21 protein-coding genes are annotated in these 23,087 nt (G+C 67.5%); 14 read left to right on the forward strand and 7 right to left on the reverse strand.

The window, feature by feature from the left end; genetic code table 11:
* Positions 1–4: 4 nt before the first annotated feature.
* Genes ruvX through gshB form a run of 4 tightly spaced genes read right to left on the reverse strand, consistent with a single transcriptional unit; the run spans position 5 to position 2,919 of the window.
* Positions 5–457: a Holliday junction resolvase RuvX gene (gene ruvX / locus ABD024_RS04030; RefSeq protein ID WP_343849942.1), complete on the reverse strand. Its 453-nt coding sequence runs from the start codon at positions 455–457 to the stop codon at positions 5–7.
* The gene (locus ABD024_RS04035) at positions 454–1,023 is read right to left on the reverse strand and encodes a YqgE/AlgH family protein (RefSeq protein WP_343849944.1); all 570 of its coding nucleotides are present in this window, start codon (positions 1,021–1,023) and stop codon (positions 454–456) included. The genes ruvX and ABD024_RS04035 overlap by 4 nt, the downstream gene beginning before the upstream one ends.
* Before the next feature lie 52 nt (positions 1,024–1,075).
* Entirely contained in the window at positions 1,076–1,945 is an 870-nt protein-coding gene (locus tag ABD024_RS04040; protein ID WP_343849946.1) for an energy transducer TonB, read from the reverse strand.
* A complete protein-coding gene (gshB, locus tag ABD024_RS04045; RefSeq protein ID WP_343854488.1) occupies positions 1,942–2,919 on the reverse strand; it encodes a glutathione synthase in 978 nt (325 codons plus the stop codon). Before gshB ends, ABD024_RS04040 begins: the two co-directional genes overlap by 4 nt.
* A gap of 367 nt (positions 2,920–3,286) precedes the next feature.
* On the opposite strand from gshB, the gene pilG reads away from it, so the two are divergent.
* From pilG to ABD024_RS04080, 7 genes are all read left to right on the forward strand, one after another.
* Positions 3,287–3,685: a twitching motility response regulator PilG gene (pilG, locus tag ABD024_RS04050; protein WP_056389115.1), complete on the forward strand. Its 399-nt coding sequence runs from the start codon at positions 3,287–3,289 to the stop codon at positions 3,683–3,685.
* Positions 3,686–3,707: 22 nt separating this feature from the next.
* Complete coding sequence (locus ABD024_RS04055) at positions 3,708–4,079, forward strand: response regulator (protein WP_343849950.1); 372 nt, start codon at positions 3,708–3,710, stop codon at positions 4,077–4,079.
* Positions 4,076–4,615, forward strand: coding sequence for a chemotaxis protein CheW (locus ABD024_RS04060; protein ID WP_343849952.1), 540 nt, complete (start codon positions 4,076–4,078; stop codon positions 4,613–4,615). Before ABD024_RS04055 ends, ABD024_RS04060 begins: the two co-directional genes overlap by 4 nt.
* 130 nt (positions 4,616–4,745) lie before the next feature.
* A complete protein-coding gene (locus tag ABD024_RS04065) occupies positions 4,746–6,776 on the forward strand; it encodes a methyl-accepting chemotaxis protein (RefSeq protein WP_343849954.1) in 2,031 nt (676 codons plus the stop codon).
* A 103-nt stretch (positions 6,777–6,879) separates the two neighbouring features.
* Positions 6,880–12,861, forward strand: a complete 5,982-nt coding sequence (locus tag ABD024_RS04070) for an Hpt domain-containing protein (RefSeq protein ID WP_343849957.1) — start codon at positions 6,880–6,882, stop codon at positions 12,859–12,861.
* The gene (locus ABD024_RS04075; RefSeq protein ID WP_343849959.1) at positions 12,854–14,566 is read left to right on the forward strand and encodes a chemotaxis protein CheB; all 1,713 of its coding nucleotides are present in this window, start codon (positions 12,854–12,856) and stop codon (positions 14,564–14,566) included. The genes ABD024_RS04070 and ABD024_RS04075 overlap by 8 nt, the downstream gene beginning before the upstream one ends.
* Positions 14,563–15,072, forward strand: coding sequence for a chemotaxis protein CheW (locus ABD024_RS04080; protein ID WP_343849961.1), 510 nt, complete (start codon positions 14,563–14,565; stop codon positions 15,070–15,072). Before ABD024_RS04075 ends, ABD024_RS04080 begins: the two co-directional genes overlap by 4 nt.
* A 25-nt stretch (positions 15,073–15,097) precedes the next feature.
* Here the strand turns inward: ABD024_RS04080 and ABD024_RS04085 are convergent, their stop codons facing one another.
* Positions 15,098–15,832, reverse strand: a complete 735-nt coding sequence (locus ABD024_RS04085) for a 16S rRNA (uracil(1498)-N(3))-methyltransferase (RefSeq protein ID WP_343849963.1) — start codon at positions 15,830–15,832, stop codon at positions 15,098–15,100.
* A 170-nt stretch (positions 15,833–16,002) separates the two neighbouring features.
* Between ABD024_RS04085 and ABD024_RS04090 the strand changes: the two genes are divergently transcribed.
* Positions 16,003–16,317 carry a hypothetical protein gene (locus ABD024_RS04090; RefSeq protein ID WP_343849965.1) on the forward strand — a complete coding sequence of 105 codons (315 nt, stop codon included), beginning with the start codon at positions 16,003–16,005 and terminating at the stop codon, positions 16,315–16,317.
* Positions 16,318–16,329: 12 nt separating this feature from the next.
* On the opposite strand, the gene ABD024_RS04095 is transcribed toward ABD024_RS04090, so the two are convergent.
* Complete coding sequence (locus ABD024_RS04095; protein ID WP_343849967.1) at positions 16,330–17,742, reverse strand: adenosylmethionine--8-amino-7-oxononanoate transaminase; 1,413 nt, start codon at positions 17,740–17,742, stop codon at positions 16,330–16,332.
* Positions 17,743–17,809: 67 nt separating this feature from the next.
* Between ABD024_RS04095 and ABD024_RS04100 the strand changes: the two genes are divergently transcribed.
* The 5 genes from ABD024_RS04100 to mazG are packed head-to-tail and all read left to right on the forward strand — an operon-like array spanning position 17,810 to position 21,596.
* Entirely contained in the window at positions 17,810–18,595 is a 786-nt protein-coding gene (locus ABD024_RS04100; RefSeq protein WP_343849969.1) for a type II secretion system protein N, read from the forward strand.
* Between the two features lie 16 nt (positions 18,596–18,611).
* Positions 18,612–19,388 (forward strand): inositol monophosphatase family protein, encoded by a 777-nt coding sequence (locus ABD024_RS04105; RefSeq protein ID WP_343849971.1) that lies wholly within the window; start codon positions 18,612–18,614, stop codon positions 19,386–19,388.
* A 23-nt stretch (positions 19,389–19,411) separates the two neighbouring features.
* On the forward strand, positions 19,412–19,969 hold the full coding sequence (gene nudE / locus ABD024_RS04110) for an ADP compounds hydrolase NudE (RefSeq protein WP_343849973.1): 558 nt from the start codon (positions 19,412–19,414) through the stop codon (positions 19,967–19,969).
* Positions 19,966–20,787: a 3'(2'),5'-bisphosphate nucleotidase CysQ gene (gene cysQ / locus ABD024_RS04115; RefSeq protein WP_343849975.1), complete on the forward strand. Its 822-nt coding sequence runs from the start codon at positions 19,966–19,968 to the stop codon at positions 20,785–20,787. The genes nudE and cysQ overlap by 4 nt, the downstream gene beginning before the upstream one ends.
* Positions 20,784–21,596: a nucleoside triphosphate pyrophosphohydrolase gene (gene mazG / locus ABD024_RS04120; protein WP_343849977.1), complete on the forward strand. Its 813-nt coding sequence runs from the start codon at positions 20,784–20,786 to the stop codon at positions 21,594–21,596. The genes cysQ and mazG overlap by 4 nt, the downstream gene beginning before the upstream one ends.
* A 55-nt stretch (positions 21,597–21,651) precedes the next feature.
* Here mazG and ABD024_RS04125 read toward each other — a convergent pair whose 3' ends face one another.
* Positions 21,652–22,155: a YfgM family protein gene (locus ABD024_RS04125; protein WP_343849979.1), complete on the reverse strand. Its 504-nt coding sequence runs from the start codon at positions 22,153–22,155 to the stop codon at positions 21,652–21,654.
* 153 nt (positions 22,156–22,308) lie between these two features.
* Here ABD024_RS04125 and ABD024_RS04130 point away from each other — a divergent pair, with 153 nt between their 5' ends.
* Entirely contained in the window at positions 22,309–23,085 is a 777-nt protein-coding gene (locus ABD024_RS04130) for a DUF4097 family beta strand repeat-containing protein (RefSeq protein ID WP_343849981.1), read from the forward strand.
* The last annotated feature ends 2 nt before the right edge of the window (positions 23,086–23,087 follow it).

The following is a 23,087-nucleotide window of genomic DNA, read 5'->3' on the forward strand; positions in this document are numbered from 1 at the left end:
CTGTTCAGTGGCCGGAATTTTCGGCCGCTGGCGCGTCGGCGCCGCCGAGCCAGCGCTCGAGGATGACCGCGGCCGCCTCGGCATCGATGTCGGCGGCATCGCGGCGGCGTTTGAGCCCCACCGCGCGCGCGGCGGCGAACCGCTGCGCGGCTTCCTGCGAGCTGTGGCGTTCGTCGACCAGCACGACCGGCAGGCTGTAGCGCTGCTGCAACTGGGCGGCAAACTGGCGGGCACGGCGGCTGGCGGGTTGCTCGGCGCCGTCCAGGGTCAGCGGCAGGCCGACCACCAGGGTGTCGGGCTGCCATTCCTGACGCAGCGCGTCGAGCCGCTGCCAGTCCGGCGTGCCGTCGTCGCGCACCGTGACGGTGGTCAGCGCGCGCGCGCTGGCGGTGAAGGTATTGCCGATCGCCACACCGGTGAGCCGGCTGCCGACATCGAAGCCGAACGCACAGCTCATGCATGCCCCGCATAGCCGGACAACTGGCGCGGGTCGACCCCGACCAGTCCGGCGGCGGCGCTCCAGCGTTCCTCTAGCGGAGTGTCGAACACGACCCGACTGCAGGCCTCGGCGGTGAGCCACGCGTTCGCCATCAGTTCCTGTTCCAGCTGGCCGGCGTCCCAGCCGGCGTAGCCGAGCACCATGATCGCCTGGCGCGGGCCTTCGCCGGCGGCCATCGCGATCAGGATGTCGCGTGAGGTGGTGACCGACCAGTGGTCGTTGATGCGATAGCTGGAATCCCAGTCGCCGGGCTCGCGGTGCAGCACGAAGCCGCGCTCCTGTTGCACCGGGCCGCCAATCAGCACGGGTGCGTCGGCCAGTTCGCTGTCCACGCACTCCAGTTTCATCTGCGCCAGCACGTCGCCGAAGCGGTACTCGGACAGCTGGTTCACCAGCAGGCCGACCGCGCCGTCTTCATCGTGCTGGCACAGCAACGCCACGCCGCGCGAGAACGGCGGATCGGCCAGGTTCGGCATGGCGATCAGGAAATGCCCGGTGAGGGTCGAGGGCTGCACGGCGGTCATGCGCACATTGTAAGCGCAGCACGCGCCGTGCGCAGAAGGTCGACGCCCCCGTTCAGCGAGTCTGCAGCACGTTGTTCGGCTGGAAGCGCCAGGTGCGGGTGATGTTGAGCTCGTCGATGCGTTCCGTGCTTCTGGGCGCCGGCGGGAACGGTGCGGCCAGGCGCACGATGCGCTCGGCAGCGGCATCCAGCACCTTCTGCCCGGAGCTCTGGATCACGTTGATGCTCTTGATGCTGCCGTCGAGGTCGAGCACCACCGTGAGCAGCACGTCGCCATGCAGGCCGTGGCGGCGCGCTTCTTCCGGGTAGTTGAGGTTGCCGACCCGCTCCACGCGGTCGGACCAGCCGCGCATATAGGCGGCGTACGCGTATTCCCGGGTGCTGGCGGTGAGGTATTTGACCTTCGGCCGCTTGGCATAGTCCACCTTCTTCTGGCGCAGTTCGGCGGCGAGCTGGGCGATCGCCTGCTGGCGCTTCAGTTCTTCGGCGGTGGGCGCTTGCTCCTGCGGATCGACCTGGGTACGTGCGGTGTCGCTGGTCACGCGAAAATCGGTGGCGCCGCGGGTGGTGACCATGCGGGTCGGGGTGGCCTCGCGCGGCCGCGGCATGGTGGCTTCGACCGGTTGCGCCGCGATGCCGGGGTCGGGCTTCGGAATCGCACCGGAGAACAGCTCCGACGGCCGCGCGACGCGATCGCTCCGGCCGCCGCCGGTGTTGTTGGCCTGGGCCAGGAAATCCGCCTTGTCCGGCGCCTGCTGGTTGGCCACGTTGACCAGGGTCACGTCCAGCGTGGGCAGACTGGGCGTGGGCTTCACGAAGTGGAACGTGATGCCCAGCAGCAGCACGCCATGCAGCAGCAGCGAGAACAGCAGGGTGGCGCCGATCGGGTCGGGTGGAGAACTGACGGTTAGGGTGGCGCTCACTCTTTGCGGTTTCCGGTGACGTGCTGCTCGATGACGTCGAACAGCTGGCCGGCAATGTTAAGCCCGAACTGCGCGTCGAGTTCACGTGCGCAGGTCGGGGATGTGACGTTGATCTCGGTCAGGTAGTCGCCGATCACGTCCAGGCCCACGAACAGCAGGCCGCGCCGGCGAAGTTCGGGCGCCACCTGGCTGACGATCCAGCGGTCGCGCTCGGACAGCGGCACGCCGACGCCGCGACCGCCGGCCGCGAGGTTGCCGCGGAAATCGTCGCCCTGCGGGATGCGCGCGAGCGCATACGGCACGGGATCGCCATCGACCACCAGGATGCGCTTGTCGCCGGCGCTGATCTCCGGAATGTATTTCTGCACGACCACCAATTGCCGCCCCTCGCCGTGAGCACCGCCGCCAAGCAGGGTCTCCAGCATCGAATTGAGGTTGCTGTCGCCGGCCTGGACCCGGAAGATGCCGCGTCCGCCCATGCCGTCCAGCGGTTTCAGCACCACCTCGCCGTGTTCGGCGGTGAATCGACGCAGCTCGCTCACATCACGCGCGACCAGGGCCGGTGCGGTGCATTGCGGGAATTCCAACGAGAACAGTTTCTCGTTGCAGTCGCGCAGCGAGCGCGGGTCGTTGACCACCGTGACGCCGCCGCGCTGGGCCGCTTCCAGCACCATCGTGTCGTAGATGAACTGGGCGTCGACCGGCGGGTCCTTGCGCATCAGCACCACGTCGAGCTCGCGCAGGTCGCGCCACTGCGCCGGGCCCAGCGTGTGCCACTGCTGCGGGTCGTCGCACACGTCGAGCGGGGCGATCCGCCCCCATGGCTCGCCGTCGCGCAGCGCCAGGTCGCCCTGTTCGAAGTAGTGCAGCGAGTGGCCGCGGCGCCGGGCCTCCAGCAGCATCGCGAGGCTGGTGTCCTTGGCCATCTTGATCGCGCCGATGGGATCCATCAGCACGCCGACCGAAAGGGTCATCATGGTTCTCCGTGGGTGGTGGCTCGTGGGGCGGGCAGGCATCGTCAGGCCGCTATATTAAAGGCGGATGGTCGTCGAGCCGTCGAATTGCGACGAGCCTGACGTCTCGGCCGCTGTCACCGGTAGCCAGATGGTGCCAATATGGGTCACCTTGTGCGACCGGCAGGCAGCACGGGTGATTATCGCTTGACAGTCTCGGCGGGCAGGCAGTAAACAGCAAAGCCATCGGATTCGCCGCCACAGAGCGGTTGCCGGTGGCTCGTTTTTCGACATTTTTACATGCGCACCATCCGGCATGGCTGTTGCATGTCTTTGGTGCCTTTCCTGAGCTCGGGGCGGGCCGCAGGGGGAGTAAGTGGATTTGAACATGAGTGCTAATGACTTGGCTGGTCTCAAGGTCATGGTGATCGATGACTCGAAGACCATCCGCCGTACGGCGGAGACCCTGCTGAAAAAAGAGGGTTGCGAGGTGTTGACCGCCGTCGACGGTTTCGAGGCATTGGCCAAGATCTCCGACCAGAAGCCAGCCATCATCTTCGTCGACATCATGATGCCGCGGCTGGATGGCTATCAGACCTGCGCGCTGATCAAGAACAATCCGCAGTTCCGCGCCACGCCGGTGATCATGCTGTCTTCCAAGGATGGCCTGTTCGACAAGGCGCGTGGCCGCATCGTCGGTGCCGAGCAGTATCTGACCAAGCCGTTCACGCGGGACGAACTGCTTGGTGCCATCCATCGCCACGTCAGTACGGTATCGAGCCACTGACTGCAGATTCTGAGGGGGACCTGTGGCCACTATTCTTATCATCGACGACTCGCCGACCGACGTGCGCGTGTTCACCACGCTGCTTGAACGGGCCGGACACCAGGTCGCCGCCGTCAGCACCGCCGAGGAAGGCATCGAGCGCGTGCGCACCGATCTTCCCGATCTGGTCATCATGGACGTGATCATGCCCGGCATGAACGGGTTCCAGGCCACGCGCACGCTCACGCGCGACCCGAAGACCCAGAACGTGCCGATCGTGATGATCACCACCAAGTCGATGGAAACCGACCGTGTGTGGGGGTTGCGCCAGGGCGCCCGTGCGTTCATCACCAAGCCGGTGAACGAAAAAGAGCTGCTGGCCTGCATCAACGAATTGCTGCCGAGCGAGAAATGAACCAGCCCGTCAACCGCACTCCCTTCGAGATCCTGGCCCGTTACGAGCGGCTGTCGTTGGGACATGCGTCGGATACCCAGGACAAGTTCGAGGCGCCCGGGTTGTGGCGCGGGATCGGTTTCCGGGTAGGTTCGCGCCTGCTGGTCAGCGGTATCGACGAGATCAACGAGTTGCTGGCGGTGCCGGTGCTGACCCCGGTGCCGGGCACCCAGCCGTGGTTGCTCGGCGTGGCCAACGTGCGAGGCAACCTGGTGCCGGTCATCGATTTCGGCCGTTTCCTGTTCGGCGAGCGCACGCAGCACACCGATCGCGCCCGCCTGTTGGTGGTGCGCCAGGGCGGTGGCAACGTGGCGCTGCTGGTGGACGAGGTGTTCGGCCAGCGCACGGTGGACGAGGAACAACGGCGCGGGGCGGGGCATGAAGACGATCCGCGACTCGCACGTTTCGTCGACAGCCGGGTGGGTGAGCAGCAGTTGGCGATTTTCAGCATGAGCCGGCTGGTGCGCGCACCGGATTTCCGGCAGGCCGCGGCCTGACGCCGGGGCAGGCCGCAGTGACATGAAGGGCCGGTGCCCGCGTGGGCCGGAAATTTGGGACAAGCATTCCCTGGCCAGTGCTCGCTTCGGCGGGGCTGGCGGCGTAATCAGTTAGACGGATGAGGTGAACATGAGCACTACAGGGGGCGTCAGCAGGGAACGCGGTTACACCGCACTCATTGTCCTGCTGCTGATTGCGATCGGCTTCGCGGCGCTGGACTTCTTCCTGCTCAACCAGAAGAACGGTGAGGATCGTCAGGCGATCGCGTTGACCACGCAGATCCAGGTGCTGTCACAGCAGACGGCGAAATTCGCGCTGGAATCGGCGGACGGCAACACCGACTCCTTCAAGGAGCTCGAATCCACCCGCAACGCCATCGACTCCGCCGTGCAGCGGCTGATCAAGGGCGATCCCGCGAGCGGCATGCAGCCGTACTCGGACAGCAACGTCACGCCCGCCGGCCGTGCCGTGAGCGCGCTCGACGCCTCCTGGAAACAGCTCGATGCCGACATCGGCAAGATCCTCTCCAACAGGGCGGTGGTACTCGATTCCGGACAGCGCGCCGGCACCCTTTCGCAGCAGATGCCCCTGCTCAACTCGAGCATGGAGCAGGTGGTCAACATCCTGCAGCAGCGCAACGGCAGCTCCGAACAGATGCTGGGCACCTCGCGCCAGATGCTGTCCGCTGACCGCATCATCCGCCGCGTGCAGGAAGTGTTGCAGGGTGGCGACAGCGCCCAGTCGGCAGCCGACGGCCTGTCCCGCGATGCGCAGTTGTACGGCAACGTGTTGAAGGGGCTGATCGAGGGCAACCCCGACAGCGGCGTGCGGCCGATCAATGACGCCAATGCGCGCAAGATCCTCACCGACATGGACACCAGCTGGGCCCAGCTGGCCGACCCGGTGGCCAAGCTGGTCGCCGCCGCCGGCAACATTGCCGATGTGAAGCGCGCGGGCAACCAGGCGTCGCTGGATTCGCAGACCGTGCTGTTGCGCGCGAACGACCTGTCTGAGCAGATCGGCAAGCTGCCGCTGCGCCGGCTGTTCCCGAACGTGTGGTGGGGCCTGCTCGGTGCGATTGCCGCGGTGGCGTTCGCCCTCTTGCTGGTCATCACCCTGGTGCGCGACCAGCGTCGCCGGTTCGCCCAGAGTACCGAGCTGAACCAGCGCAACCAGGAGGCGATCATGCGTCTGCTGGACGAGATGGGCTCGCTGGCGGAAGGCGACCTGACTGTGAAGACCACGGTGTCGGAGGACATCACCGGCGCGATCGCCGACTCGGTGAACTACGCCATCGACGAGCTGCGATCCCTGGTGACCACCATCAACGAAACCTCCGAGCAGGTGTCGTCCTCGGCGCAGGAAAGCCAGACCACCGCCCGCCACCTGGCCAATGCGGCCGAGCAGCAGGCGCAGCAGATCAGCACCGCGACCTCGGCGATCAACCAGATCGCCAGTTCGATGGATGACGTGTCGAAGAACTCCGCCGAGTCGGCCGACGTGGCCGAGCGCTCGGTGAAGATCGCCTCGCACGGCGCCGAGGTGGTGCGCGAGACGATCTCGGGCATGGACTCGATCCGCGACCAGATCCAGGAGACTTCCAAGCGCATCAAGCGGCTGGGCGAATCCTCGCAGGAGATCGGCTCGATCGTGGAACTGATCAACGACATCGCGGAGCAGACCAACATCCTGGCGTTGAACGCGGCGATCCAGGCGGCTTCGGCCGGCGAGGCGGGCCGCGGCTTCGCGGTGGTGGCGGACGAAGTGCAGCGACTGGCGGAACGCTCGACCAGCGCGACCAAACGCATCGAGACGCTGGTGCAGACGATTCAGTCCGATACCAACGAAGCGGTGAACTCGATGGAGCAGACCACCGCCGAGGTGGTCGCCGGTGCGCGCCTGGCGGAGGACGCCGGCAGCGCGCTGGGCGATATCGAGCGCGTCTCGCACGATCTGTCCGCGCTGATTCAGAACATCTCTACCGCGGCGCGTGAGCAGTCGGCGGCGGCGACCGATATTTCGGTGTCAATGAACGCGATTCAGGAGATCACCTCGCAGACCTCGCAGGGCGCGAGCCAGACGGCCGACTCGATCGGTACGCTGGCGCAGTTGGCGAGCGACCTGCGGCGCTCGGTGGCGCATTTCAAGTTACCGGGTTGACATCGGCCGGGCTGATTCCTGGCCCGATTGAGAAAAGCACAAGACAGGGGGCAGTCTCGCTGGTTGCAGGATGCTTGCGTGGTGCAACCGTTGAGAGAGGCGCATGAGACTTCAAGACCACATCGATTTCACCACGCTGCAGTGGGTCAAGCCGGAGCTCGACGACACCTTGTCGATCGCCCGCGAGGCACTGGAGTCGTACGTCGACAATCCGGGCAAGCGTGACTACATGCGCACCTGCGCGGATCACCTGCATCAGGTGCAAGGCACCTTGCAGATGGTCGAGCTGTACGGCGCGGCGATGGTGACCGCGGAGATGGAGACGCTCGCCCTCGCCCTGCTCGAGGATCACGTCGCCTATCGCGAGGAAGCCTACGCCGCGCTGATGCGCGGCCTGATGCAGCTGCCCGACTACCTGGAACGGCTGTCCAGCGGCCACCGCGACGTGCCGGTGGTGCTGCTGCCGCTGCTCAACGACCTGCGTGCAAGCCGCGAACAGGAACCGTTGCCCGAATCGGCGATGTTCCATCCCAACCTCGACGCGTTCCTGCCGGAGCAGGCACCCGCGGCGATGAGCGAGGCGTACGCCGAGGCGCACCGCGGCGAGCTGGTGGACCTGCGCTTGCGCTTCCAGCAGCAGTTGCTCGGCTGGTTCCGCGGGCAGAATGCCGCGCAGCAGCTGGTCAACATGCGCAAGACCCTGCTGGCGATCACCGCGCGTTGCCATCACGTGCATGGCCGGCGCCTGTGGTGGATCGCCGCCGGCGTGCTGGAAGGCCTGGAACAGGGTGTACTGAAAGGCTATGCCGGTGAGATCCGCCAGCTGATCGGCAAGGTCGACCGCAACATCCGCCTGCTGATCGAGCAGGGCGAGGACAGCCTGCGCGGGGGCGATGCGGACGACGTGGCCTGCAAGCTGCTCTACATCGTGGCCCAGGCCAAGCAGCGCAGCCCGCAGATGGAGTTGTTGCGCAGCACCTACGCGCTGGACGGCCTGCTGCCCGATGCCGGCGAACTGGAACACGCCCGCGGCTCGATGGCCGGGCACAATCGCGCGCTGCTCGACTCGGTGTCGCGCGCACTGAAGGATGATCTGCTGCGCGTCAAGGAGGCGCTGGACCTGTTCCTGCGCCAGCAGAACGGTGATCCCGCACAGCTGGCCGCGCAGGGCGAAGTGCTCGAGCGCGTTGGCGATACGCTGGGCATGCTGGCGCTGGCGGTGCCGCGCCGTGTGGTCACCGAGCAGCGACGGGTGCTCGATGAGATCGCCAACCGCATGCGTGCGGCCGACGAGGAAACCCTGCTCGACGTGGCCGGTGCCCTGCTCTACGTCGAGGCGTCGCTGGACGATCACATCGAGAGCCTGGGTTCCGAGGACGAGGCAGGTACCGGCGAAACGATGCACGCCCTCCCACGCAGCGAGGCGCTGGGCGTCGTCACCACGCTGATGCAGGAAGCGATTGCCAATACCGGCAGGGTCAAGGACGCGATCGTCGCGTTCGTCGAATCCGGCTGGGAACACGATCGACTGGCCGGCGCACCGGGCCTGATGGACGAGGTCGCCGGTGCCATGCGCATGCTGTCGTCGCCGCGACCGGCCGAGCTGGCCCAGGGCGTGGGCCGCTTCATCGGCTACGAACTGCTGGAAGACCGGCGCGTGCCGAACGGTGCGCAGATGGACCACCTGGCGGATGCGCTGGCGGCGCTGGAGTATTACCTGGAGGCCGCACGCGAGCATCGCGGTGGCCTGGAACACATCCTCGACGTGGCCGAACACAGCCTCGGCCTGCTCGGCTACTGGCCGGTGCCGTCGGCACGCGCGACATCCGCGGCGGCCTTCGTGTTCGAAGCGGCAACGCCTGCCGAGCTCGCGAGCGGAGACGAGGAGCATCCGGAGCTGTCCGAGTCCGTCAGCCTGATGCCGGGCGACGATCTGGCCCACCTCTTCGTCGGCGACAGCGGGGCGCCCGTCGCGTCCGCCCACGATCTGGATGGACTGCGCCTGACGCCGACCGAGGCGACCGCGCCGCCGACCGAGCTGGAGCACACTGGGTTCGACGAGCAGGACGACGGCGACTGGATCGAAGTCGAGGAAGAGGTGATCGAACAGGTGCCGGTGCGCGATGCGCTGGCGACGAACACCAGTTTCAACGTCAACGCGGAGGGTATCGACGACGATATCCGCGAGATCTTCCTGGAGGAGATGCAGGAAGAGATCGACAACCTGCGCAGCGCCGAGAAGGTCTGGCTGGCCGATCCCACGCAGACATCGTCGCTGGTCGGCATCCGCCGCTCGTTCCACACGCTGAAGGGCTCGGGTCGCCTGGTCGGCGCCGGCGCGCTGGGTGAATTCGCGTGGAAAGTGGAGGACATGCTCAACCGCGTGCTGGACAACACCATCGAGCCGAACGCGAACGTGCAGGCGTTGGTGCGGCACGCGATCGATGCGTTGCCGCAGCTGCTGGCCGCGCTCAAGGGCGAGGGTGCCCCGAACGTACCGCTCAGCGCGATCATGCACACTGCCGAGCAGCTCGCTGCCGGCAATCAGGCTCGCCTGGAAGACCATGCACCACAGGCCATGGAAACGGTGCGCCGCATCGTGCGTCGGCGCGTGCCGCGCCTCGACGCGGCGGCGGCAGCCGTGCCGGTGGCAGCCGTGACCGATGCGGGTAGCGCCGCTGCCGCGTATGAGCCGGCCGAAGCCATGCACGGCATGGCGATGCCGGTGATGCCGCCGGTGGACCCGGTGCTGCTGGAGATCCTGCGCAGCGAGGTGGCGCAGTACCTGCAGACCATCCGTGCCGCGATCCAGCGCAGTGACGACGAATTGCCGATCGGCGAAGAATTGCTGCGCGCCGTGCACACACTGCACGGTGCGATCGCGATGGTCGATATCCCGTTGCTGACGCAGCTGCTGTCGCCGCTGGAAGGCCTGTTCAAGCGTCTGCGCGCCGCCAACCTGCCGCTGTCGTCCGATGGCGTGCGGCTGCTGGGCCAGTCGGTCGACGTGGTCGATCACGTGATGGGCCAGTTCGACGTGGCCGAGCCGCAACTGCCGAACGTCGACGCGCTCACCGCGCAGATCACCAGCATGCGCGACCACTACCCCGAGTCGAAGGTGGCGCACGTCGTGTTCGAACCGCAGGCCGATGAGGCTGAGCCGGTGGAGACCGTCACCGCGGCAGATCACGCCGGCGTCGATCAGGCGATCATGGCCGCCTCGCTGGAGGCCGGTATGGTCGAGGCCACGGCGGCGCAGGCCGAGGCGACCTCCGCCGGGATTCCGGCTGATGCCGGCGAAGCAGTGAATGTCCACCCGGACGAAGCACATCACGCCAAGGTGACCGCCGAGCTGGTGGCGGCACTCGGCGCCTTTGAACCCGAACAAGCGGCTGCCGAGCTGGCAGCTGCCGAAAAGCTGGTGGCCGAGCAGGCTGCAGCAGCGCAAGCTGCGGCGGAGAAGCTGGCCGCCGAGCAGGCGGCGGCAGCACAGGCCGCGGCCGAACAATTGGCAATCGAGCGGGCTGCAGCAGAACAAGCGGCCACCGAAAAGCTGGCGGCGGAGCGCGCTGCAGCCGAGCAGGTCGCCGCCGAAAAGCTGGCAGCCGAGCAACAGGCAGCGGCCGAACGGGCCGCAGCAAGTCGTGCGGCGGAAGAAGCATCCGGTACCGTGGTGCAGGAGCCTGCCTACGCCTTGGCCGGGTCCGGCCAGATCGACGCCGACCTGCTGGAAGTCTTCATCGACGAGGCACGCGAGATCCTCGACCACGCCGACGACGTACTGGCGCAGTGGCACGCCGAACCGACCGAGCTGGCGCATGTGTCGGAACTGCAACGCGACCTGCATACGCTCAAGGGCGGTGCGCGTATCGCCGGCCTGGTGCCGGTGGGCGATCTCACTCACGCGACCGAGACCCTGCTCGAGAAGCCGATCCGCGATGCGTCGAAGGTCGGTCCGCTGATCGCCGCGCTGGAGGCCAGCTTCGACCAGTTGCACGCCTTGGTGCAGCAAGTGGCGCAAGGCCATGCGACCGATTACCCGCAAGCCATGATCGACCATCTGCTGGCGCTGGCCGGCGAAACCGCGCTGGCCGACGACATGGTGCAGGAGGCGTCCCCGATGCCGGCGCCCATGCCGGTTCCGGCCGCACCGTCGCCGACGGTTTCCGTGGCGGGCGATCTCGAGCTGCCCGAGCTGATGCCGGAAATGGAGGAGGAAGTACGCTCCTCGCAGGAACAGATCCGTGTCCGCGCCGACCTGCTCGACAGCCTGGTCAACCACGCCGGCGAAGTGGCGATCTACCGTTCGCGACTGGAGCAGCAGGTCGCCGGCTACCGTTTCAACCTGGTCGAGCTGGAACAGACCGTCGCACGTTTGCGCAGCCAGCTGCGCATGCTGGAAATCGAGACCGAGGCGCAGATCATCGCGCGCTTCCAGCGCGAGCATCGCGAAGCGGGCCTGACCGCGTTCGATCCGCTCGAGCTCGATCGCTACTCGCAGCTGCAGCAGTATTCGCGTGCGCTGGCCGAGTCGGTCTCCGATCTGGTGTCGATCCAGAACATGCTGGACGAGCTGACCCGTCAGGCCGAGACCCTGCTGATCCAGCAGTCACGAGTCAGTACCGAGCTGCAGGACGGTCTGCTGCGCACGCGCATGCTGCCGTTCGACACGATGGTGCCGAACCTGCGCCGCACGCTGCGCCAGGCCGCACAGGAGCAGGGCAAGCAGGCCCAGCTCCACGTGGACGGCGCCCACGGCGAAATGGACCGCAACCTGCTCGACCGCATCAAGGCGCCGTTCGAGCACATGCTGCGCAACGCGATCGCGCACGGCATCGAAACCCCGGCCGAACGCCGCAAGGCCGGCAAGCCGGCCGAAGGCGCGGTGCACATCACGGTCGCGCGTGAGGCCACCGAGGTGGTGGTGCGGGTCAGCGACGATGGCCGCGGGCTGAATCGCGAGGCGATCCGCAAGCGCGGCATCGAACGCGGGCTGCTGCGTGCGGAGACGAAGCCGACCGACAACCAGCTGCTCTCGCTGATCACCCAGACCGGCTTCTCCACCGCCAGCCAGGTCACCCAGCTGGCCGGTCGTGGCGTCGGCATGGACGTGGTGGCGAACGAGATCAAGCAACTCGGCGGTTCGCTGTCGATCGAGTCCGAGGAAGGCAAGGGCACTACCTTCATCCTGCGCCTGCCGTTCACTCTGGCAGTGACCCAGGCGATCCTGGTGCGCATCGGCGAGGCCACGTTCGCAATCCCGATGACCTCGGTGCAGGGCGTGGCGCGGGTCAATCCGGACGACCTGGTCGAGTTGATGGCCGAAGACGAGCCGTCGTTCGAGTACGGCAACGAGGCGTACGGCATTCATGACCTGGCCGAATTGCTGGGCCTGCCGCCGGGCCTGCCGACCGAGGACGAGCAGCAGCCGCTGCTGTTGACCCGTGCGGGCGACCTGCGCGCGGCGATCCGCATCGACGCGGTGCTCGGTTCACGCGAAATCGTGGTGAAGTCGGTCGGCCCGCAGATCAGCTCGGTGCCGGGTCTGCTCGGCGCGACCATCATGGGTGACGGCTCGGTGCTGATCATTCTGGATCTGGCGCCGCTGGTGCGTCATGGCATGATCCGCCGCGAGCAGCGCCTGGCCGAAGGCCTCAGCGCGGTCCAGGCGCCGGTGATCGAGGAAGTGCAGGTGCGCCCGCTGGTGATGGTGGTGGACGACTCGATCACCATGCGCAAGGTCACCAGCCGCGTACTGGAGCGTCACGAATACGAAGTCAGCACGGCGAAGGACGGCGTCGATGCGCTGGAGAAACTGCACGAGCGCGTGCCGGACCTGATGCTGCTGGACATCGAGATGCCGCGCATGGACGGCTACGAGCTGGCTACCCACATGAAGGCGGATCCGCGACTGCGCGACGTGCCGATCATCATGATCACCTCGCGTAGCGGCGACAAGCATCGTCAGCGTGCGTTCGACATCGGGGTGGACCGCTACCTCGGCAAGCCGTACCAGGAGGCCGAGTTGCTGGTGCAGATCGGGGAGGTGCTGGAGCAGCGTGCGGTGGAGCCGATTCATGACTGACATGGCTCCTGCGGTTGCCTTGCTGTTTGACGACACCGAGCTGGGCGGCCAACTACGCGAAGCGCTGTGCGAACGTGGCGCGCGGATCGTGCACGAAGGCGGGGTATCCAGTCTCAGTCGCGAATTGCTGCAGCGGGTGGGCGCCGACGTGCTGGTGGTCAACCTGGACGACAGCGCCGACGACGCACTCGACCGCCTGTACGAGGTGATCGACGACGATCGTCCGCGGGTGGTCTTCAACGATGCGCAGGCCAGCCGCGCGCTGGTCGGCTGGGATCGCGCGCGTTGGGCGCGCCATCTGGCGGTCAAGGTGATGGCGGAGGGCGACATCGACCCGCCGCGGCCAAACAATGCCCCTGCCGTCGCGGCGCCGACGGATGCATTGCCGGAGACGACAGCGGTCGCGGTTGCAGCAGTTGTACGGCCGATGGTTGCCGAGGCAGCGGCGGAGCCGTTCGCCGAACCCGTCGCGGCGGCAGCTGCCGGGCCGGTGGCGGATTCCGACCTGGAGCCCGATTTTCTGGTACACGATGACCTCGATGGCCAGCACAAGGAGATCGCGGCGGCGGAATCGGAGAACCTGGCCGCCGAACTGGAAGCCTTGCTGGCTTCCGGCGAACTGCCGGCAGATGACGACGCGGAGTCCGGTCCCGGCCTGCGTTTTGTCGGCGGCGAGGAGCCGCCACCCCTGCACGATGGAAACTTCGGCGCGCCGGCAGCGGCGCCGCCGCTACCGGCGGTTTCCGCAGGATCGGCCCCGGCCCTGTCGGGCGTGACGCCAGCGGCGTTCCAGATTGATCACCTGCACTTGTCATCGCTGACGGACGCTTCGATTGCCGCGATACCGGCTTCGGCAGCGTCGCCGGTGATGGCCGACGGCGCGTTGCCCGTGCGTGCACCCGAAGGCTGGGCGTTGGTGGACGAGGATGCTTCGCAGATTGCATCCGAGGCTGACGAAAGGCTGGACGCTGCGGTGTTCGGGATCCAGAAGTTGAGTGCTGCCGATTTCCTCGCGCCCGACGTCGAGGCGGTTGCCGCCGACCTCGAACCGAGGATGAGCCTTGAGCTGGTGTCGATGGAAGAGGCCATTGCGCCGCAGGCGTACGTGCACGAGCACGAGATGGTGCTCGACGAACTTGGCGGCGCGTTGAGCCGGGTCGTGTTGCTGGGCGCCGCCATCGACGGCATCGATGCGGTATGTACGTTCCTGGCGGCGCTGCCGGCATCGACGCGGTTGACCTTCCTGCTTACCCAGCACCTGGGTGGGCAGTCGGATGCGTCGCTGGTGGCGGAATTTGCCGCGAACTGCACGCTGCCGGTACGGCTGGCCAGGGGCGGTCGCGCCGGGCCCGGTGAGGTACTGCTGGTGCCGGCCGGGCAGCAGGTGCGGCTGCGCCGTGACGGCAGCATCGACTTGCAGGCGAGCGGCGCCGACGGGGAACAGGAACCGTCGATCGATGCCAGCCTGACCATGGCCGCCAACGCGTTCGGCCGCGATGCGCTGGCCATCGTGTTTGCCGGGCGTGGCAACGATGCCGTGGCTGGTGCGCAGGCGATCCATGATCGCGGCGGCCAGGTCTGGGTAGAGTCGTCGTCCGGCGATCATTTCGCCGACATGGTCAGCGGAATCTTCGCCGAACGACTGGTCAGTTTTTCCGGTACGCCGCCCGAGTTGGCGGCGCACCTGATCGAGGTGTTTCCATGAGTGATCCGCTGCCGCGTGAAATCCGCTGCGTCCTGGTGCCGGTCGGCAACCTGCGCCTGCTGCTGCCCAATGCCACCATCGCCGAGGTGATCATCCAGAGCGCACCCGAACCGGTGGCCGGCGCACCCGACTGGCTGCTCGGCCGGATCGCCTGGCGCGGCTGGCGCGTACCGCTGGTGTCGTTCACCAAGCTGGCCGGCACCGAAGAGGGCGACGCCGAGCTGAGTGTGCGCGTGGCCGTGCTGAAGGCGCTCGGCGGCGATCCGAAACTGCCGTTCATCGCCGTGCTGACCCAGGGTTTCCCGCGTCTGACCACGCTGAACGCGGAGCTGATCATTCCCACCCACGACGGCAAGCCGCTGCCGTCGGGCGTGCGCGCGCACGTGCTGGTGCGCGATGACGTGGCGATGATCCCCGACCTGGAATGGATCGAAGCCACCTTGCTGGACCTGCTCGACGATGCCGAACCGGCGGAATCCACGGAGTCGTCCGACTTGGAGGGCTGAAACCCGGCGGCCGGCAGACGGCGGACTAGCCGTCGCCGTGCAAGGCCTGCAGTGCCGCCAGCGCGGCCAGTCCGGCGGTTTCCGTGCGCAGGATGCGTGGTCCCAGCCGCAGGCCATCGAAACCGGCGGCCGTCAATGCACCGATATCGCGCTCGCCCAAGCCGCCTTCCGGGCCGACCACCAGCAGGCCGCCGGCCGCGGTGAATCGCAGCTCGCGGGATGAGCGGCCGGCTTCCGGCAGCAGGGCCAGGCGCAGCGCGCCATCATCGGCAAGGCCGTCCAGCCACGTCGGCAGCGGCAGCGCCGGGGCGATCTCGGGCAGGCGCGCACGGCCACTCTGCTCGCAGGCGCTGGCCACCACCGCCCGCCAGTGTGCCAGCCGCTTTTCCGCGCGGGCGGCATCCAGCTTCACTTCCGAGCGTTCGGTCAGCAGCGGCACGATGCGCGCCACGCCCAGCTCGGTCGCCTTCTGCACGATCAGGTCCATCTTTTCGCCGCGAGCCACGCCCTGGGCCAGGGTCAGCGGCAGCGGCGACTCGTTCTGCAAGGCCTGCTTCGATTCGATCCGTACGGTCACCTCGCGCTTGCCTGTCGCGACGATGACCGCGGCGTAGTCGTGGCTGTCGCCGTTGAACACGGTGAGCGGGTCGCCGGGACTCATGCGCAGCACGCGAGCCACGTGTTCGGCGGCCTGCGTCGGCAGGTTCAGTTCGTCGGAGACGGCAAGTGGCTGGTCGACGTAGATACGGATCGTGCGCATCGGAACATGCTGGGCGGGAGCGGCCGCCCAGCATAGCGCGACGCGCACCCGGCATGAACGCGTGAGCAACGACCGGACGCTGCCGCTTGCGCCAATTGACACGCCGTATCAGCATGGGCCGCACTCCCCATGCGCGCTCGCCGCATCCGCCACCTGCGAGCGGAGGTCACATGTCCCGGTTTGTTTTCGTTTCCGCCATGCTGCTGGCAGGCTGCGGCGCAAGCACCATGCTGCTGGCACAGGATTTCCCGGCTTCACCACCGTCCGCCGAACCGTCCAGCCAGCAGCCGACGCAGCAGGCCGCGCGGCCGGATGAGCGCCACTGCATCCGTGAAACCGGCAGCCACATTCCGGCGAAGAAGGGACACTGCCTGCCGGTGGCCGGGCGCAGCTACAGTCAGCAGGACTTGCAGCGCACGGGCGAACCCGATCTGGGCCGGGCACTGCAGAAACTCGACCCCCGCATCACCGCCCGCGGGCACTGAACCGGCTGCGCTTCAGCTTGCCACGGCGCGCTCGATCCCACTGATCGCGGTATCGACCAGCAGGTCGATCTCCGATGCGTCGACCACGTAGGGCGGCATTAAATACACCACGTTGCCGAGCGGGCGCAGCAGCACACCGTGCTGCAGACCATGCAGGTAGACACGCAGACCGCGCCGTTCCTCCGCGGGATACGGTCGCCGGCTGGTCTTGTCGGCGACCAGCTCGATCGCCGCGATCATGCCGGTCTGGCGCACGTCGGCGACGTGCGGATGCGCGCGCAGCGGCGCCAGCCGGCGGGCCAGGTGTGCGGCCAGCTGGCGGTTGCGCTCCAGTACCGGCTCGTCGCGGAAGATCGCCAGCGTCTCCAGCGCGACCCGGCAGGCCAGCGGGTTGCCGGTGTAGCTGTGCGAATGCAGGAACGCCTTGCCGGCGCTGTACTCGGCGTAGAACGCCTGGTAGATCCGCTCGCTGGTGAGCACCGCCGACAGCGGCAGGAAGCCGCCGGTGAGGCCTTTCGACAGGCACATGAAATCGGGTGTCACGCCGGCCCTTCGACCCGGCTCGGGACAGGCCCCTCGACCGGGCTCAGGGCTGGCCTGTTCGCAGGCGAACAGCGTGCCGGTGCGGCCGAAGCCCACCGCGATCTCGTCGGCGATGAAGTGCACCGCAAATTCGTCGCACAGCGCACGCAGGCCGCTGAGGTAACTCGGGTGATACATGCGCATGCCGCCGGCGCACTGCACCAGCGGCTCGACGATCACCGCGCAGGTCTCGTGTGCGTGGCGTTCCAGCAACGTGCGCAACTCACCCAGGCGGCGTTTGGCCGTCTGTTCCGGTGACTCGCCGGGCTCGCCTTCATAGGCGTCCGGCGACGGCGCCAGGAACGGCGTCAGCAGCAGCGGTGCGTAGGTCTTGCGATACAGCGCCACGTCGCTCACCGACAGTGCGCCCAGCGTCTCGCCGTGATAGCTGCCGGTCAGTGCGATGAAGCGGGTCTTCTCGCCATGGCCCTGGTTGAGCCAGTAGTGGAAGCTCATCTTCAGCGCCACCTCGATCGCCGCCGAACCGTTGTCGGCGTAGAACACCCGATCCAGCCCGGGCGGCGTGATCCGCACCAGTTCCTCGGCCAGTTCGATCGCCGGTTCGTGGGTGAAGCCGGCGAAGATCACGTGTTCCAGCGTGCGCGCCTGCTCGGCCAGCGCGGCGGCGAGGCGCGGGTTGGCGTGGCCGAACAGGTTGGTCCACCACGAACTGATGCCGTCCAGGTAGCGCCGGCCGTCGGCGTCGATCAGCCAGGCGCCTTCGCCGCGCACGATCGGCACCATCGGTACGCTCTCGTGATCGTGCATCTGCGTGCAGGGGTGCCAGACGTGTCGCAGGTCGCGCGCGGCGAGCGCGGCGTTGCCGCTTGCGGGGTTGTTCATCCGGCTATCATCGACCCTGCGCCACGGGCGCTCAAGTCCGCACATCGCTCCTCCCGGGAATCGACGCTTGAAGTCACTGCGAAAATGCCTGATCGGCCTCGGCACGCTGGCGCTGGCCGCGGCCGTGCTGCTGTGGTTCCTGCCGGCACGCTGGGCGATGCCGTGGATCGGGCCGCAACTGCACGGGCTGCGTCTGCAGCAGGTGCAAGGCACGGTGTGGCATGGTCGGGCCGGCGAGGTGGTGGCCGCCGACGGGCAGATGCTGGGGCAACTGCAGTGGCAGTTGTCGCGACGAGCGTTGCTCGGCCAGGTACGACTGCAGTTGCAGTTCGAGGGACCTCGACTCGCGTTTTCCGGCGGAGCCCAGCGGCTGCCGGACGGCCAGATCGAAGTGAGCGGCGCGAGTGTGCGTGCAGAACTCTCGGCATGGGTTCATGGCCCGATGTCGTCATGGGGGCAGCCACGCGGCGAACTGCAAGTGACGATCGACCACGCCCTGCTGCAGGGCGGCTGGCCCATGCAACTGCAGGCGCAGGCGCAATGGCCGCAAGCGCTCATGCACACACACGACGGCGACGTGGCGCTGGGTGCGCTGCAGGCACAGGCGAGCGCGCAGGGTGGGGTGATCCGGGCACAACTACACGACGACGGGCACGGCCCGCTGCACGTCGATGGCAAACTGCAACTGAGCCCGCTTGGCTGGCGACTGGACGCGACGCTGCGCGCCCGACAGACTGGCCCGGCATTGCGCCGCTGGTTGGCCACGCTGGGTCCGCCGGCGGCCGACGGCAGTGTGCACATCCAGCGCCGCGGCGGACTGGCTGGCAGCGCGCCCGCTCCATCCACGAAATGAAGGACACGAGACGAGCATGAACCCGGATATCGCCGCAACGGCCCTGGCAGCCGCACGCGAGGCCGCCGCAGCCGCGGCCGAGGTGATCACGCACTACTGGCGGCGCGGCGTCGAGGTGGAGCTGAAATCCGACGCGACCCCGGTCACGATCGCCGACCGCGAGGCCGAGCAGGCGATCCGGCGAGTGCTGCAGGCGGCGCTGCCGCAGGCGTCGATCTATGGCGAGGAGTTCGGCCTGGACGGCGAACGCGGGGGCCTGTTGTGGCTGGTCGATCCGCTCGACGGCACCAAGAGCTTCGTGCGGCGCACGCCGTTCTTCTCCACCCAGATCGCGCTGATGGACGGCGACGAGCTCGTGCTCGGCGTGTCCAGCGCGCCGGTCTACGGCGAGACGATGTGGGCCAGCGCCGGCGACGGTGCGTGGCTCGATGGCGAGCGCGTGCGCGTGGCGGACACGGCGCAAATGGCACAGGCCTCGGTCTCCACCGGCAACGTCAAGACGCTCACTGGCGACGCACGCTGGGCCGCGCTGGGCGCGCTGATCCGCGACAGCAACCGGATTCGCGGCTACGGCGATTTCTGCCACTACCACCTACTGGCGCGTGGCAGCCTGGATCTGGTGATCGAGTCGGACGTGAACATCCTCGACATCGCCGCGCTGGCGGTGATCGTGCGCGAAGCCGGCGGCGTGTTCACCGACCTGGACGGCGTGCCGCTGACGCTGGACACGCGCAGCGTGCTGGCCGGCACGCCGGCGATCCACGCGCAGGCCCTGCAGCGCCTGCGGCGCTGAGCGGTGCGAGCTAGAATGTCCCGATGCGCAAATTACCGATCATCCACGCCACGCGCGACGTCAGCGACAGCCACTTCCTGCACGTCGAACAGCTCGACCTGGAGTTTGCCAACGGCGAACGGCGCACCTACGAGCGACTGAAGGGCAGCGGCCTGGGCGCGGTGATCATCGTGCCGATGCTGGACGATGAAACCGTCCTGCTGGTGCGCGAGTACGCCGGCGGACTCGGTCGCTACGAACTGGGCCTGCCGAAGGGCCGGCTGGACCAGGACGAGACCGCCGAGCAGGGCGCCGAGCGCGAGTTGAAGGAAGAGGTCGGCTACGGCGCGCACAAGCTCAAGATCCTACACAACCTGTCGCTGTCGCCGTCGTACATGACGCACATGGCGCACGTGGTGCTGGCGCAGGACCTGTATCCCGAGAAGCTGGTCGGCGACGAGCCGGAAGAACTCGAAGTGGTGCCGTGGAAGATGTCCGAACTGCACACCTTGCTTGGCCGCGACGACGTGACCGAGGGGCGTTCGATCGCCGCGCTGTTCATGGCCCGCGAGTATCTCGCCGGGCGCTTCACGCGCACATGAGCACGCCGCCCGGAAACACTCCACCCGAACTGGCCCGGCAGGTCGGCGTGATCGCCCGTGCCGCCGGCGCGGCCATTCTCGATGTCTACCACAGCGATTTCGCGGTGCAGACCAAGGCGGACGCGTCGCCACTGACCGCCGCCGACCTGGCTGCCCAGCAGGTCATCATGGCCGGCCTGGCCCGGCTCGACCCGCCGCTGCCGATACTCTCGGAAGAGGCCAAGGCGCTGCCGTGGTCCGAGCGCCGGCACTGGTCGCGCTACTGGCTGGTCGATCCGCTCGATGGCACCCGCGAGTTCGTCAAGCGCAACGGCGAATTCACCGTCAACATCGCCTTGATCGACGATCACCGCAGCGTGCTCGGCGTGGTGCTGGCGCCGGTGACCGGCGAGCTGTACGCCGCCGAACACGGTCAGGGTGCGTGGCTGCAGACGCAGGCCGGCGGCGATTGGCAACGCCTGCGCACGCGTCCACTGGCGCAGCCACCGGTGGTGGCTGGCAGCCGTTCGCATGGCGGCGCGCAGGGCAGCGTGTTGCAGCAGTTGATCGGCAGCGATTACCAGCTGGTGCCGCTGGGCTCGTCGCTGAAGTTCTGCCTGATCGCGCGCGGCGAGGCGGACGTCTATCTGCGCCTCGGCCTCACCAGTGAATGGGATACCGCCGCCGCGCAGTGCGTGCTCGATGAGGCTGGCGGCGCGGTGCTCGACCTCGTGGGTCTACCGTTCCGCTACAACCGTGGTGAGTCGCTGCTCAACCCCGAATTCATCGCCGTCGGCGACGGCAGCATCGACTGGCCGGCACGGCTGCAGGCGCCATGAGCGAGCCGGTCCGGCACAGCCTCGACGACTTGCTTGCGATCATGGCGCGGCTGCGCGATCCCGAGCGCGGTTGCCCGTGGGACGTGCAGCAGGATTTCGCCTCGATCGCGGCGTACACGATCGAGGAAGCCTACGAGGTCGCCGATGCGATCGACCGTCGCGATTGGTCCGACCTGCGCGACGAGTTGGGCGACCTGCTGCTGCAGGTAGTGTTCCATGCGCAGATGGCGACCGAGCAAGGCCTGTTCGATTTTGCCGACGTCGCCCACGCGATCAGCACCAAGATGCTGCGGCGCCATCCGCATGTTTTCGGCGACGTGCGCTATGCCGACCTGGCGGCGCAGATGCAGGCTTGGGAAGAGATCAAGACGGCCGAACGCGCGGACAAGGGCGAGCCGGCCGACGCCAGCGCGCTGGCGGGCATCTCGGCCGGGCTGCCGGAATGGAAGCGCGCGCAGAAGCTGCAGCAGCGCGCCGCGGCCAGCGGCTTCGCATGGCCCGATCCCGCGCCGGTGCTGGCCAAGCTGGCCGAGGAAGTGGACGAGGTGCGCGCGGAGTTCGCCAACGGCGCCGACCCGGCGCGGTTGCAGGACGAGATCGGCGACGTGCTGTTCGTGATGGTGAACCTGGCGCGCCACGCTGGCGTCGACTTCTCGCAGGCATTGCGGCATGCGAATGCGAAATTCGAACGGCGCTTCCGGCAGATGGAGCAGCTGGCGGCGGCCGACGGCACGGCGTTTGGCGAACGCACGCTGGGCGAACAGGAACAGCTGTGGCAGCGCGCCAAGCGGACGGAACGCAAACCCTGAGCCTGCGCGATGGCGCCAGGCCATCGCGCAGGGTCGTGGCGGACTTTCGTGGAAGTTACTTGGCTACTGGTGCCGTCTTGTCGGCATGGTGTTGCTGCCAGGTAGCGCGCATCTTCTCGTGCTCGGCACGCATCTTCGCCTCGTTGGCCAGGTTTTCGTCCAGGCCCTTGCGCAGCGTGGCGATCGCCTGGTCGACGTTGGCCGGCTGCGCCTGCAGACGGGCCAGGCGTTTGTAGACGTAGTCGCGCACGCGCGGATCCTGCGACTTGGCCAGCACGTCGTTGTAGACCGACGCCATCTCCTTGCTGCGGCCGGCCTGCATGTACAACTTCTCCAGGCCGCGCAGATCGCCGATCACGCCGTTGCGCTGATGGTCGAAGCCGTGCATGCGCATGCCGTGGTCACGGTCGCGGTCGCCGCGAATCACGCGGACTTCCTTGTTGACCACCGCATGAGGCGCTGACGACGGCGGGGGCGGCGTATTCTGGGCCATCACGAACGAGGTCGATCCGGCGATCAGCACGGCCAGCGCGGAAGCAAGCATGGTTTTGCGGTGCATGGTGTGTCTCCTTGGTAGGTAGACTGGAGAACGCGGCCGGCCTCGGCACGTTGACCGGCGCGTTCATGCTCCCGTCATGCGTGCAACCCTCTTGCAACCCTTTGGCCGCCGGCCGCATCTCAGGCAGGTCGACAACAACCCCAGGAGAGTTCCATGCGCCGTCTTCTCACCGCAGCCCTGCTGCTCGCTCCGATCGCCGCCTTCGCTGCCAGCCCGTGCAAGTACGAAGCACCGCGCAACCTGCAGCTCGACCTGGCCGGCGTGCGCAGCGTGCAGATCGACGTGAACAGCCAGGACTTGCACCTGACCGGCAGCGACAACGCCAAGGGGCTCACTCTCACCGGCCGCGCCTGCGCCTCCGAACAGGCGATGCTGGATAAACTGCAGGTCACCCAGCGGCGCGAAGGCGACCAGTTGCTGATCGATATCGGCAACACCGGCAGTTTCAGTTTCAGCCTGTTCGGTGGCAATTCCTATTCGAGCCTCGACGTCACCGTGCAACTGCCGGCGAACTTGCCGGTCACCGTGCGGGTGGGCTCCGGCGACGCCGACATCAACGGCGTGCAGCAGCTGCAAACCAATGTGGGCTCGGGCGACCTGCACGTGCGCCAGGTTTCCGGCAAATTCGCCACCAGCGTGGGTTCGGGCGACGTCGACGCCACCGACATCGGCAGCCTGGACCTGGGTTCGGTGGGCTCCGGCGACTTCAAGGCCGAAGGCATCAAGGGTGACGCCCGCATCGGCAGCATCGGTTCGGGCGACGTCACCCTGCGCAACGTCGGCGGCAGCGTGCATGCCGATACGCTGGGTTCCGGCGACCTTGACGTAAGCGATGTCGGCGGCGATTTCAGCCTCGGCGCCAAGGGCAGCGGCGACGTCAATCACTCCGGTGTGAAGGGCAAGGTCAGCGTGCCGCACGACGACGATTGACG

Origin of the sequence: Rhodanobacter soli (genome assembly GCF_039523495.1) — a bacterium.
Classification (GTDB): domain Bacteria; phylum Pseudomonadota; class Gammaproteobacteria; order Xanthomonadales; family Rhodanobacteraceae; genus Rhodanobacter; species Rhodanobacter soli.